The sequence below is a fragment of the Microbulbifer harenosus genome (assembly GCF_005771435.1).
Classification (GTDB): Bacteria; Pseudomonadota; Gammaproteobacteria; order Pseudomonadales; family Cellvibrionaceae; genus Microbulbifer; species Microbulbifer harenosus.
The window spans coordinates 114,051-126,637 of sequence record NZ_VANI01000013.1 but is presented as its reverse complement, the minus strand read 5'-3'; the positions used below and the strand labels follow the sequence as shown (position 1 = coordinate 126,637).

General features: G+C 56.8%; 12 protein-coding genes. 4 read left to right on the top strand and 8 right to left on the bottom strand.

Translation table 11 applies throughout. The annotated features are described in order from the left end of the window. Positions 1–18: 18 nt before the first annotated feature. Positions 19–450, bottom strand: coding sequence for a hypothetical protein (locus tag FDY93_RS12940; RefSeq protein ID WP_138236177.1), 432 nt, complete (start codon positions 448–450; stop codon positions 19–21). Between the two features lie 257 nt (positions 451–707). On the opposite strand from FDY93_RS12940, the gene FDY93_RS12935 reads away from it, so the two are divergent. Beyond that, positions 708–1,178: a methylglyoxal synthase gene (locus tag FDY93_RS12935; protein WP_138236176.1), complete on the top strand. Its 471-nt coding sequence runs from the start codon at positions 708–710 to the stop codon at positions 1,176–1,178. A 165-nt stretch (positions 1,179–1,343) separates the two neighbouring features. Next, positions 1,344–1,772: an ExbD/TolR family protein gene (locus FDY93_RS12930; protein ID WP_138236175.1), complete on the top strand. Its 429-nt coding sequence runs from the start codon at positions 1,344–1,346 to the stop codon at positions 1,770–1,772. A gap of 135 nt (positions 1,773–1,907) precedes the next feature. Here the strand turns inward: FDY93_RS12930 and FDY93_RS12925 are convergent, their stop codons facing one another. Further along, positions 1,908–2,690: a tryptophan 2,3-dioxygenase gene (locus FDY93_RS12925; RefSeq protein ID WP_138236174.1), complete on the bottom strand. Its 783-nt coding sequence runs from the start codon at positions 2,688–2,690 to the stop codon at positions 1,908–1,910. Between the two features lie 347 nt (positions 2,691–3,037). Here FDY93_RS12925 and FDY93_RS12920 point away from each other — a divergent pair, with 347 nt between their 5' ends. Together FDY93_RS12920 and FDY93_RS12915 are read left to right on the top strand one after the other, a co-directional pair. Then, a complete protein-coding gene (locus tag FDY93_RS12920; RefSeq protein ID WP_138236173.1) occupies positions 3,038–3,817 on the top strand; it encodes an enoyl-CoA hydratase in 780 nt (259 codons plus the stop codon). 344 nt (positions 3,818–4,161) lie between these two features. Further along, entirely contained in the window at positions 4,162–6,126 is a 1,965-nt protein-coding gene (locus tag FDY93_RS12915) for a sensor domain-containing diguanylate cyclase (RefSeq protein ID WP_246068573.1), read from the top strand. A gap of 62 nt (positions 6,127–6,188) precedes the next feature. On the opposite strand, the gene FDY93_RS12910 is transcribed toward FDY93_RS12915, so the two are convergent. The 6 genes from FDY93_RS12910 to FDY93_RS12885 form a co-directional block, all read right to left on the bottom strand. Next, on the bottom strand, positions 6,189–7,643 hold the full coding sequence (locus tag FDY93_RS12910) for a M48 family metalloprotease (RefSeq protein ID WP_138236172.1): 1,455 nt from the start codon (positions 7,641–7,643) through the stop codon (positions 6,189–6,191). Between the two features lie 59 nt (positions 7,644–7,702). After that, the gene (locus FDY93_RS12905; RefSeq protein ID WP_246068572.1) at positions 7,703–8,377 is read right to left on the bottom strand and encodes a hypothetical protein; all 675 of its coding nucleotides are present in this window, start codon (positions 8,375–8,377) and stop codon (positions 7,703–7,705) included. Between the two features lie 80 nt (positions 8,378–8,457). Then, positions 8,458–9,132, bottom strand: a complete 675-nt coding sequence (locus tag FDY93_RS12900) for a hypothetical protein (RefSeq protein WP_240914101.1) — start codon at positions 9,130–9,132, stop codon at positions 8,458–8,460. Positions 9,133–9,161: 29 nt separating this feature from the next. Further along, positions 9,162–10,166, bottom strand: coding sequence for a vWA domain-containing protein (locus FDY93_RS12895; RefSeq protein WP_138236170.1), 1,005 nt, complete (start codon positions 10,164–10,166; stop codon positions 9,162–9,164). Beyond that, positions 10,163–11,245 (bottom strand): VWA domain-containing protein, encoded by a 1,083-nt coding sequence (locus FDY93_RS12890; protein WP_138236169.1) that lies wholly within the window; start codon positions 11,243–11,245, stop codon positions 10,163–10,165. The genes FDY93_RS12895 and FDY93_RS12890 overlap by 4 nt, the downstream gene beginning before the upstream one ends. Further along, entirely contained in the window at positions 11,235–12,539 is a 1,305-nt protein-coding gene (locus FDY93_RS12885) for a hypothetical protein (RefSeq protein ID WP_138236168.1), read from the bottom strand. The genes FDY93_RS12890 and FDY93_RS12885 overlap by 11 nt, the downstream gene beginning before the upstream one ends. Positions 12,540–12,587 lie beyond the last annotated feature (48 nt).

The window sequence follows — 12,587 nt, the reverse complement described above, 5'->3', positions numbered from 1 at the left end:
GGAAGAATCCAAAGCGGTTCACAGTGGTCCGTAAGGCAGGTAGCGATTGTCGGAGTGTTGACGAATCCACAATAGCTGTTCGCGGACGAGCGGAGACTTGCGCAGGCGCAGGGATTTTGCCAGCGGAATGACGGGGGACTCCGCGCCGCCCTGCCAATCCGGCAGCTGTGCTTCCGCCAGCGTAAAAAATCGAATCAACCCCCACACCTGATCATTGTTCCAGTGCGCGGCTTCATCCAGCCACTGTGTAGCGGGCAGGCCCGAAAGCCAGTTCGAGGACTGCAGATCGCTGTCGAATTTGGTCAGATCCGGAGCTGCCAGACCGGGCGTGGCTCCCGCGTCTGCCGTCTGCAGAGCATTAATGATCCGTTCCAGCAGCGACTTGTCGATGTCACTGCGCGTCCGATCGTTGGAAGCCGGTTTGGCGGGTTCCCAGGCACCGACACTCATACTCACTCCTATATATGAAAGCATGTACATAAAACGGGGCGGATTATACTCACCCGGGGGCAACATAAAGAGGGGATTGCCGCGTGGATGGATGACGGCAGCAGAATTTAGCATAATCCCCCTGTTCTCCCGGATTTCCGCTCGGGTCTGTACCAGGCAGCCAGGAGTCATTCGTTGTCGGTAGTGCTGTGTGACATCGGCACCGTATTAACCGTGTAAGTAGTAGCGTGTTCAGGATAAGTTGCCCGGGGGCTCAAGTGAACTATATAGATCAGCCGATTGCAGCGCAGAAACGTATCGCTCTGGTGGCGCACGATAACCGCAAGGCCAGTCTCATTGACTGGTGTCTGCAGCACCGGGGTATTCTCGAGCAGCATCAGTTGCTGGGAACCGGAACCACCGGGACACGGATAGAGGCGGCGACCGGTATGGCGGTGGAGAAACTGTTCAGCGGTCCCATGGGGGGAGACCAGCAGCTGGGTGCCCGTATCTGTCAGGGCGAGGTGGATATCCTGATTTTCTTTTGGGATCCTTTCGAACCCATGCCCCATGATCCAGACGTGAAAGCGCTGTTGCGCATTGCCGCGGTGTGGAATATCCCGGTGGCTTGTAATGCCAGCAGCGCCGACATGATGATCCACTCGGCGCTGATGACGCGGAGTTTCCCGCGGCAGGTACCTGACTATCAGGGCTATCTGGCCGAGAGAAAACACGAAACAGCTGTCTAATTTTCGTCCGGTTTGAGTGGGTCTTCTTTCTATCTCATTGATTTTTAAGGGATATTTTTGGCGCGGAATCTTGCGCTTGCATTGATGGCCATTTCCCGGCAATCTTCCCCACCTGATTAGACCGGGTAACCGGAGTAATTCGAATTAAAAACAGTACGGTGTTTTATGAGTAGACGACGCGGTAAGGCCGTAGAAGAAGAAAAGGCCGATATTGACCTGACCCCCATGCTGGACGTCGTGTTCATCATGCTGATCTTCTTTATCGTGACGGCATCCTTCGTGAAAGAGAAGGCGCTGGACGTGAACGTGCCGGATCCTGATCAGCAGGTAGAGACTCCGCCGGACCCCGACAAGCAGAATATCCTGCTGACCGTGAATTCGGCCGACGAGATCTGGATGGGAAGCAGCCGTATCGACAGCCGTGCGGTAAGAGCCCGTATTGCCCAGCTCTACGCGGAAAACCCCCAGGCCATCGTAATCGTACGTGCGCACAATAAGTCCAGCGCAGACACATACGTGACCATCGCCGACGCGGCGAAAGAGGTAAACCCGAATATTCAGGTTTCCCTGGTGCCTTTCGAAGACAAGCGCTAACGCGCTTCTTCAGGGCAGCCCTAGAGGGCACAAAAAAGGCCAGCATATGCTGGCTTTTTTTGTGCCTGCGATTTGTCCCATCCGGTCTCTATGTGAGTGGCCAGGCGGTTCTCCCGCGCTCGGCCACCATTGTGGTCAGAACTCGGAACGGATCGCCCACAGGTCTGGGAACACCGGTTTGAACAGCGTACTTTGCAAGTAACCCACACCACTGGAGCCCCCGGTACCCATTTTGTGGCCGATGGTTCGCTCCACCATCTTTACATGGCGGTACCGCCACTGCTGCAGCGAGGTGTCTATATCCACCAGCGCTTCGCAGATATCGCTTACCAGCGGATCATTCCGGTACACATCGATCAATACCTTCTGCACGGCAGTAGAGGGCGCAGCCACCTGGCTGAAGTCCCGCTCCAGTTCCGCTTTGGGAATATTGTGCCCCTCGAGGGCCAGGAAGCGCAGGAAGGCGTCCCACAGAGTCGGCGCCTCAAGGCGCTTTTGCAGGCGGCGGTAGTGTTCGGAGCCGGGCTCGTAATTGCCCAGCTTCTTTGCATCTTTAGCGCCGTAGAGGAATTCCAGTTCGCGGAATTGAAAGGACTGAAAACCGCTGGCGGTGGACAGGCGGTCGCGGAATGACATGAACTCCAGTGGGGTGAGAGTTTCCAGTATGTCGACCTGCTGGATCAGGGTGCGGTAGATTGCGTCTACCCGTTTTAGTGTGTGCAGGGCCCGGTTGCGCTCGCCGCCGTTGAAAAGTCGCACCAGAAAGTCGAGTTCGTGCAGCAGCTGCTTGAACCAAAGCTCGTAGCTTTGGTGGATAACGATAAATAGCAGTTCGTCGTGCTCCGGCCCTTCCGATAGTGGTTGCTGGCACTGCAGCAACTCGTCGACTTTCAGGTAGGAGCTGTATGTCACTGTCATTTTTGGAGTGTTCCTGTCTTTAAATCACCGTAACCGAAATGGTTGTACCGGTTTTGCCAGTGATGTGAATCTTAAATTGCGCCATTTCGCCAATCTTTGGCCGCATTATAAGGTTTCCACCGGAGCAGTTGGAAAATCCTTTAACCGGAGACCGCCACTAACGTTGAGAATCCGCAACCCAATCTGGTCGAATCGGACCTCGTGCACATTTGGGGAGTGGCTACACTAGTGACCTGTTCATACCAAATGTAATGACGGCCGGAAATCCGGCCCTGCGGGTCCCGACCGGGGTTGGGTCGGGCGATGCAGTCAATTGCGATAATCACAGAATAGGCGGAGCCGACCTCATGCAGAGCCAGTGTGCAGAAATTCGGTCTCAGGTATCCGGACGGGTACTGGAGATCACCATCAACCGGCCGGAGCGGAAGAATGCGCTCACTATGGCCATGTACTCAGCCATGGCCGATCTGCTGGATGCGGCAGTCGTTGACTCTGAAGTCAGGGTGGTCATTCTCACGGGTAGCGGCGGAGCTTTTACCAGCGGCAACGACCTGACGGATTTTCTCGGCGGTTCCGCCAGTGGCGAGGAGTCTCCTGTTTTTCGTTTTATGCAGGCACTGTACCGTTTTCCCAAACCGGTGATCGCCGCAGTTGCCGGTCCGGCGGTGGGTATTGGCACCACCCTGTTGCTGCACTGTGACCTCTCCATCGCCGAGGATGATGCCGTTTTCCAGATGCCTTTCGTCAATCTCGGTCTGTGTCCCGAGTACGGTTCCAGTTTCCTGCTGCCGCGTATTATGGGTCACACCAAGGCGTCGGAGCTGCTGTTGCTGGGCAAGAAGTTCGATGCGCAGACCGCGGCGGATGTGAATATCTGCAACGAAGTGGTGTATTCCGGCGAAGCGCTGGATCGCGCCCGGGTATACGCTGCAGAGCTTGCTCAGAAGGCCCCCGAGGCGGTGCGGTTGACCAAGAAGCTATTGCGCCAGGGCACTCTGGAGAGCGGCATGGCGGCCATTCGGGAGGAAGCGGGACATTTCAAGGCGCGCCTGCAGTCGGATGAGTTTCGCGAAGCAGCCACAGCTTTCATGGAAAAAAGGCCGGCAGACTTCTCCCGCTTTGACTGACCCCTGAATAGACGGAAATCCTCAAAAGTAATCCGTCGTCAGTCATGTTTTCCCTTTAGGTCGCCAAAGGCGACCTTTTTCATTTCTGCTTGGCAAAGAGTGGGATTTTGTTCTCACTTGGCTTGATTTCGTGGGTCTATGTTGCTTCGCGACGAGGCGGGTGCGGAGGCTGGGTAAAATTGGGGCATGAATATCATTTCGTGAGCCGGTACACTTTCCGCCTTTACGGCTGACTATTCAGTGCCTGACCTTTTGCCGGGTGAATGTCCACAAGATAAGAAACACCCGCAGCCGGAACATCTACAACTGCGCAGGATTTCTGCGGTAACCTGGTTTTCAGGACCATGAATGTCGTTGCTCCCGCTGGGCTTTTATACAAATCACTGGTTCGCCTGTTTGTGCAGGGCCTGCTTGTACTCCTGTGGGGGGGGCTGTGTGCCCAGGTTCACGCAGGGATCACCGTGGGCGGGGTGGGCAAAGGTACCCAGGAAAACACACTCACCGCGCCGCTGCATTCCTTTGCCGATGCGATAGACATCGGCGCCGCTGAAGATGGCAGTCTAAGAACGGGGCAGGCTGCCGTCTGGCATGACCCCAGTGGCAGGGCCGATCTCTCAGCGGCTCTGCAGGCGCTGGAGCAGGGCGAATTCCGACCTCTGGCCGGAGCCGGTTCAACCGGCCTGCGGAAGGGCAGCTACTGGTCCCTGTTCATTCTGCGTAACACGACAGATAGTTCCGTTCCCATACATCTGGAATACGTGGATCACCAATTGATCCGGCTGCAGGCGTTCGCCAGCGCTTCCGTCGACACTCCTCATTTCCTGGAGTTGGCCAATCTCGCGATGGGGGAGTCCTTCGCACGGCGGCCGGTATTCCACAACCGCTTCGTGGTGCCAGTGGTTCTCGCGTCGGGTACGTCTGAGGCATTTCTGGTGCGGTTTGACTCCGAGGAGGTCGGGTTCGTGTTTCCCTCCATGCGGATCTGGTCTCCCGATGCCCTCAGCAAATCCCATACCGGCGAAACCGCGGTGCTGTCGTTTCTGTTTGGTGGGATTGCCCTCATCTCCCTCTTCTCGCTGATTGTCGGAGTGACCACCCGCGAGTGGAGTTTCTTCGCCTATTTCGTATACGGTATCTCCAAAATCGTGGCCTGGGGCACCATTCTCGGATTTACCCATCAGTACGTGCTGCCCGATGGGTTCCACTGGAGTTATATGTCGGCGGCCGGTGCCGTCAGCATTCTGTGTGGGCTCGTCTTCGATCGTCTGTTCCTGCAGACACGCAAGTACACACCCAGGCTGGATCTGATCCTGATCCTGATGATGGTAAATGCGGGAGTGCTGCTCGGCAGTGCGCTGCTGCAGATCAAAGCCGTGGCGCTGATGAGTATTACTTTCGCGCTGTTGCTATATCCAGCCTTCACGGTTATTGCTCTGGTGCGCTGGCGGCAGGGCTCCAGCGAGGCGGTCGTGTTCGCGCTGGGCTGGACGCTGTTACTGGCTGGGCTTTTTTACCAGGCGCTGCGGGATCTCGGCTATGTCGAGCACAATCTGGTGAACTATTACCTGCCGCCACTCAGTTCATTTATCGAAATGGTCACGATTATGGCCGCCATGGGAATGAAGCTGCGCCGCCTGCGCTTGCAGGGGTTGGAGTCGGAGCGACAGTACCGCCGGCATCTGGAGCAGTCGAAGGTCAAACTGGAAGGCTTGGTGCGGGCGCGCACGGAAGAGCTTGAAAAGGCAAAACAGCAGGCTGAACTGGAAGCGCGCACTGATCCTCTCACCGGTATCCGCAACCGTCGCAGCTTTTTGTCGGATGCCGAGCTATGTATCAAACGCGCTCAGCGCAGGGGTGAGCCTGTGAGCCTGCTGATGTTTGATATCGATCACTTCAAGTCCATCAACGATAACCACGGCCACGGTATCGGTGATGAGGCGCTGCGCCAATTCAGCGTGACCATTCAGCGGAAAATCCGCGAAACCGACGTTTTCGGGCGTCTCGGTGGCGAGGAGTTCGCGCTGCTGATCACCGAAACCCGGCCGGACTCTCTGTACACCGCTGAGCGCCTGCGGGACAACATCGCGCAGATCCGCTTGCGTTGCCCCGAGGGCTGTGTGCAATTTACCTCAAGTATCGGCGTGGCCCATGGCAGCACCGACGAATCGGTGGAAACTCTGCTGCGGCAGGCAGACCACGCCCTCTACTGCGCCAAGGAGCGCGGGCGCAACATGGTGGTCGAGTACAGTGAGCAATCGTCTTCCACCGCGGGTAGTGCGGAAACGCCACTCAATCCGGAACCCGTCTGACGAACAGCTCCGACAGACATCGGCGGCGTTTCATTGCGGCAGATCGAATGGTCTGCCCCAATTTACTGCACAATCTTGATCCATTCCCCCGGTTTGGGCTCACCACGCGGGTAGTAACCGTTCAGTAGACGCAGCTGTTCCTCCGCATACTCGCCGATTTCCATGTGTCGGGCCAGGGATGCGAATGTCGTCTTGTCATTGGCTTGTACATAGCGCACGCGTTTGATGTCCGGTTTGGCGATGTCGGTTTGGCGCAAGGGGCGGAAGCTGCGGATGCTGGTCAGGAACAGATTGTCCAGCTCGGTGGCCGCTTTGGTGTCTTTCGGTTTTTCACTGATTTTTCCTTCCAGAATGTACTGGCGGCTGCCGTAGAACAGGATCGCCACCCGGTCCGGACTGTCACTGGACTTGATCGGCAGCTTACCGGTGTGGCCCTCCAGCCGGTACTGATTCAGCGTCTCATCCTGTTCCAGGCTGCGCACATCGTATACGCCGCGCAGCGCCATATCCGCAGGCTGATTTCCATCGCGCTTATCGACCTTGATGGTGAGGGTTGCGGATTTGTCCGGCGCAGTGCCGACAATGGCGGAGCGTAGGTTTTCCACTGTCCAACCTTCTGGGAACAGGAGCGAGAAGCCCAGGCTCTTGTGATTGAAACGGTTTTTCTCGCTCTCCTGCGCATTGGTGCCGTAGACGATGCCATCGGTTTTTTCGCGATAGTACTCCACCTTGGTAATTTTCTTGTCATCCGGCAGTTTTCCCGCCGCCTCAACGACTTCGCGCAGACGTACGTCATTGCGTGGGTGTGAGGAGAAAACACCGTGGTAGGTCTGCTGTTGCTTGCCCTCGACCCGCGCGCGGCGGCGGGCGAAGGTTTCCTGATCCTTGAGCAATGCAATCACGTTGATCATCGACTGTGGATCATAACCGGCGTTGTACATGTACTGGGCACCGAAGCGGTCGGCCTCCAGCTCCATATCCCGGCCGTATCCTTTCACCGCGGCGGTGCTCCACAGATTGGTTACATCACCCACTACGCCGCTGCCGGTGACCAGTACCGAGAGCACTGAAGCGACGCCGGCACCGGTGGCTGCGGTTTTCTGGCGCACGGCGTGGCGGGCGGTGATGTGCCCCACTTCATGGGCGAGCACGGCGGCCATTTCCGCTTCCGAGTGCAGATAGGTCAGCAGACCGCGGTTGATATACACATAGCCGCCGGGCAGAGCAAAGGCATTGATATCCTGGCTGTCGATGATGGTGAAGTAGTAGGTGAGGTCCGGGCGGTCACTGGCCTTGGCAATTTTCTGACCCACGTGTTCGACATAAGCGGTAAGAATCGGATCGCTATAGATAGGAGTGCTGGCGACCAGTTTTTCGTGCATCTCACGCCCGATTTTGATTTCCTTTTCTTCCGACATCAGCACGAGATCCGGCCGGTTGGTGGCGGGATTGAAGGAACAGCCGGCGGCGGTGACTACCAGCAGGGCGGTTAACAGTCTTTTTTTGAGCGTGTGCATTTGAGGCTCCCTAGTTATTCTCTCCAGTCAGATAGCCGCTGCTGCAAACTCCGTTTATTTCAGCGGCTGGCGGATTGCGGCGGTAACAGAAATTCCTGAAGCTGTGCGGCCATGCCCTTGCAGGCGTTGTTCTGCACCCGGGCGATCAACGGAATGGGTACGACAATGGCGGGCATATACGAGGTGCCCTGAGCATCGGCGCTGATCTTTCCAGACAGCTCCTGATCGCGAAAATCCCAAACCGACGCCTCGTAGTCGGACTCCTTGTCCCAGGTGCCGAAACCAAAGCAGCCGGCGCCGGCGGTGCCGATGGAGCAGCCGATGGAGCCGGCACTTGAAGTGGTCTCCGTATTGCCGTCGATCCAGACGATATATTTGATCCCGTACCTTTCCATGCGGTCGCGCACGTCAGGGATGTCCATTAGCTTACTCAGGGACTTGATATGCATGGGCGCGGTGCGTGGTTCAAACCAGGGATAGAGTGCGTCTACAAACTGCTGTTCGGGAATGACGTTCACTCCGGATTTCGGGTTGTGCAGCGTTTGGCCGACACAGTCGATCAAATCGGGTTCAGTTTCGTATTCACTGGAGTGGCGGCGGCCGAGAATTACCACGGAGTCGCCCACCGCCAGCTCGCCAGCGCTGCGGCGGTATTCGTCGATCACGACGGTGGTGCAGCCACTATTGAGGGTCGCGAGAAGCGACATGGAAAAAAGCGCGCTCAGAAATTTCACCGCTACATCCTCCTTGAATCCCCTATTTTCTGCCGAGTATGCGGCAGGTGGGGGCAAATCCATTGCGAAAAAATTAATGCTCAGTTGTTGTCTGCTTCCGTTTGCTTCATGCTCAGGGCGCGCTGTTTGCTGGCGAGAAATGCCTGCAACTCCGGCACTCGTTCAAAACCGGTATACAGCGTGGCACCCGCATCCCGCAACGCCACATTGATGGCTTGAGCGAGTGCCGCCTCCTGGGATTTCAGGAACGCGGTGGGGGTTTTTCCATAGGCGGTGATCACCCACTCCGCCACCGCGTCACCCTGCTGGTTGTAGGCGCGCATGTCGTACTTGATCCACACTTCGAAAATATTCACACGGGTTTCCCGCGGCATGGTGAACTGCAGCTCGCGCACTTCCGGCACAATTACCAGATCCACTCCTTGGGGCAGATTGCTCGGATACTGCGACAGATTTACGGTTTCCTTGAACATGGAACCGAGTACGGTCTCGAACAGATTCTTCTGCGCGCGACCGGTGTTGATATTCCACTCGTCGCGGTCATCGCGGTTCTCGCTGTAGGTAAATTGCCGGAAGTCCTCACTGAGGAATATTCCTACGGTGAGGGGATGCTGGTTGCCCACCGGTGCGGGAAATCTTCCATCGACAGATACCGTATGCGCGCAGGCTGTCAGCAGGCAGGCGAGCACCACTAGGGCGGCGGCTCTGATCGCCCCTTGTTTTATTGAAAAAAGTCCCTTTAACAAGCGAATCATGTTTTCCTCACCCATCACCGTTGTTCCATTTAACGGAAATCGTTCAGCCCCACAAAGGTGCCGCCATTCCTGTATGTCAGCTCGCGCATCAGTGCGGCAAAGCGCAGCCCAGTGGTCTGAAGGTGCAGCGGGCGCGAGAACTGGATAGGGAAGCCGATAGCATGGATACGCACCATGCGTTCGTTTTCTCCGCGTGTAGCATTTACCCGATCCACCGCCATCATCACATTGCGAATGGATTTACCGGTGAATTCGTCGCCCAGTACATAAATGCTGATTTTTTTGTTGGGATCGTGAAAGGTGCGCACCGCCTTCTGGATACCCTCAACCGGGCTGGAGTTACTGAAGGGGTTCCAGGAACGCAAACGATCGAGTACTGCCTGCCGCCGGCCGGGTGTATCCGGAATCCATTTGTTGCGGTAATTGGAGAACATGTAGTCGCCCATATCGTTCATTACCTGAATTCCCTTTACGTTGGGATACAGGTTCAGGGTATTGACCATCTCCTGGATCATGCGGTCCCAGCCGTAATTGAACATACTGCCGGAGGTGTCGATGATGAATAGGATGTATTCGCTGTCTACCGGAATGCCGCCGATAACATTATTCTTGCGCTGATAGTTTTCCCCCAGCAGCCGCTTCATTTCGTCGGTCATGGTCTGCAGGGCAATGGTCAGCTCGCCCTTGAGCTTACCTTCTTCAGAGTCGCTCTCGGTTTTCTTCGCGTACACCGCTTGCAGGGTTTCCAATTCACCCTTGAGTTTGGCGATGCGCTTGGTTTCAATATCCAGCTGTTCTTTTTTGGCGTTGAGATCGCGGTTCAATACGCTGGTTTCACCGCGGATTTCCGCCAGCTGCTCCTGCAGTTCCTGCACCTGGCCGTCGAGATCCTGTTCGGCTTCCTCGAGCACAATCGGTTCCACGGTCTTGGCGATCATCAACAACAGTACAATGGCGCCGAAGCCACAGCAGATCACGTCGAGAAAGGAAATACTGAATTCTTCCTGTTGCCGTTTGTTGCGTTTGCTACTCATGGCCAATCCTTGGATGGTGCGAGGAACGAACCCTGTGTGTCCATGGCGAGCTTCCAGAACTCACTGGCGGCCATGGGATCGCCCTCCATGGGGGCGAGAATGACATTGACCGGAATACTTTTTGGCAGCGCATCCACCGCCTTGCGAAACAGCTTGAGGCGGTCCTTGCCGGAGACGGTATTGCCCTTTGCTGCCTGCATGCCCTGTGTGGGCAGGCCATCGGTAATCAGGATGATATTGTCCGGCAGTGGTGACATGCTGTTTACGGCGTTGAATATCCGCTCGAGACTGGTGCCATTCTGCGGCACGACGGTGTCCAGCGCCTTGATGGCATCATCCATTTTCGCGCGATCGTCCACGTTCAGCCAGCGGTCCTCGGTGCCGACGATGGCGGCGCGGAACCCGGTATTGAAAGTGTAGATCTGGTATTGGCTGTCCTGGGGAAACTGTGACACCAGCCATGACACCGTTTGCTTGGCGCGGCGCCATTTTTCCGTATCGCGTTTTACCGCATCCGACATGTTGCGCGTGCGGATGACCTTGATCAGCTCGTCGCCGAGCATACTGGCGGAGGAGTCCAGCAGAATCAGGATGCGATCCCCGCCGAGGCGCAGGCCAGTGAGATACTGGCGGTCGCCATCGCCGACAAACTTGCGCACATTGTTGCCGAGCTTTTTATTTTCTTCTTCCAGTTTCTGTTTCGCCTGCTCCAGCTTTTTCAGTTTCTCCTGCAGACGGGCGACATCCATTTCATCCGTGGTACTGTCGATTTCGGCGATGTTGCCTTTTATTTCCTCAATCTGTTCCATGATGCGGCGCGCGAGCCCCTGAGTCTTGGCCAGTTCATCGCTGGTGGTATCGAGGGTATTGCGGGCCAGCACCAGATGTTCCTGGCCGAACTGCACCTCCTCCTGCAACAGATTGACCTCCGCTGCCAGATCCTGATTTTCAGCTTCGATGTCGTGGTCGGAGCCGTGCTTGATGATGAGGAAAATCAAGGCAACGGCACCGAAACCGCAGGACATAATGTCCAGAAACGACAGGCTGAAGGTGGTAAACCGCCGGTTCTTACGCGCCATAATGCTCCACGCTGATCGCTGTGATGACCTCGGCAAAATCCGCCGCGCTGATTCGGTCGCCGGCGGAGAGATTGACCGGAGAGGAAATTTCTCTACCGTTCAGCATCAGTTGTGCGCCAGCATCCACGCGCAGAGCGAGTCGGCCCGCGTGATGGGTGATCGTGGCGGCGGGGTGACTGGGCGGGGTGGGGGTAATCTGAAGTTTTCCCTCCTGCCAGCTGACAAACAGTGGCTGCTGAGCTGCCAATGCGCGGTTGCCAAAGAGCAGGTGAGTGGCGCCGGCTTCTGCGGCAGCATTGACCTGTACTGCCACATCGGCGACGGGGGCAGCACTGAGGTCGGCAATCAGCCGCAGATGGCCATTTTCGCTGTGCAGTTCCTGCCAGCGTTTATCCACCGCCAGTGCCACCGCATTGTGTGGTAGCAGGTGAATGCGTTCTGCGAGCTGCGCGCCGCCGGGAATTTCCGCCCAGCGGTGAGAAACAAATACCACACTGCTGGCGTCGCCCAGATTCTCAATCATGGCGCGTACCCGAGACAGAATCGGTGTGCTCGCGTCCTGAAGCTGGCGCAGGCTGACCTTGGCTGTGCGGTCGTCGAGTTCCGCCATAACTTCGCCCTGGCGCATGGCGCGGGCAATCCACTGAGGCAACATGTCGTAGAGCTGCTGCTCGGCATCGGCCGAATGCAGCGGATCAAAACGGCATTGCATGATGAAGGCATCGGTGAAGATCCGCGCCCAAGCCTCCTGAAAATGGTGCAGGCCTGCATCGGTTACGGTTTCGGCGATATCCAGCTCCGCGCGCTCGTGGACTGCCACCCGGCTTACCAGTGTCTGGTGGCGGTGCAATTCCACGTGCAGGTGTACACCTCGGGGAGCACAGCTGCTGATACAGGCGGTGGCGGCGTCAGTTAATGCCACGATATTGAAAGGGCTCTCTTTGACCACGCCGAGCAGCAGCGCCAATTGCTCACGAGTGAAATTTGCGGGCACGGCGAGGACAATTTCATCGGGAAGGTCGCACAGGCCCGCGATTTCTTTCAGGTGGCAGAAGGCCAGGTCTGCATGGTGGCGGCAGCCCGGATTGGAAGATTTCAACGTCTCCAAGCTCAGCCTGCGCCAGAACTGGTGATTAACCTGTGTGGGATGGCTGCGCGCGCGCATCAACGCACCGGTGCCAGTGATGATTTCGCGGTTGTTAACGATGGCGACACCGGGGCTTTCCGCTACTTCGGTCGTGCTGTCAAACACCCGCAGGCCGCAGTCGTTGATTTCCAGAACACCTTTGCTCATGGGATTTCCTGTTTCCTTTGGCGGGGGCCCGGCTCCGTGGGCGCCCTG

Coding starts and splice junctions, on each gene's coding strand:
- FDY93_RS12890 (WP_138236169.1), bottom strand. CDS start 11,245: ATGGCGCGTAAGAACCGGCGGTTTACCACCTTCAGCCTGTCGTTTCTG.
- FDY93_RS12925 (WP_138236174.1), bottom strand. CDS start 2,690: ATGACAGTGACATACAGCTCCTACCTGAAAGTCGACGAGTTGCTGCAG.
- FDY93_RS12895 (WP_138236170.1), bottom strand. CDS start 10,166: ATGAGTAGCAAACGCAACAAACGGCAACAGGAAGAATTCAGTATTTCC.
- FDY93_RS12915 (WP_246068573.1), top strand. CDS start 4,162: ATGAATGTCGTTGCTCCCGCTGGGCTTTTATACAAATCACTGGTTCGC.
- FDY93_RS12885 (WP_138236168.1), bottom strand. CDS start 12,539: ATGAGCAAAGGTGTTCTGGAAATCAACGACTGCGGCCTGCGGGTGTTT.
- FDY93_RS12910 (WP_138236172.1), bottom strand. CDS start 7,643: ATGCACACGCTCAAAAAAAGACTGTTAACCGCCCTGCTGGTAGTCACC.
- FDY93_RS12930 (WP_138236175.1), top strand. CDS start 1,344: ATGAGTAGACGACGCGGTAAGGCCGTAGAAGAAGAAAAGGCCGATATT.
- FDY93_RS12920 (WP_138236173.1), top strand. CDS start 3,038: ATGCAGAGCCAGTGTGCAGAAATTCGGTCTCAGGTATCCGGACGGGTA.
- FDY93_RS12940 (WP_138236177.1), bottom strand. CDS start 450: ATGAGTGTCGGTGCCTGGGAACCCGCCAAACCGGCTTCCAACGATCGG.
- FDY93_RS12900 (WP_240914101.1), bottom strand. CDS start 9,132: ATGATTCGCTTGTTAAAGGGACTTTTTTCAATAAAACAAGGGGCGATC.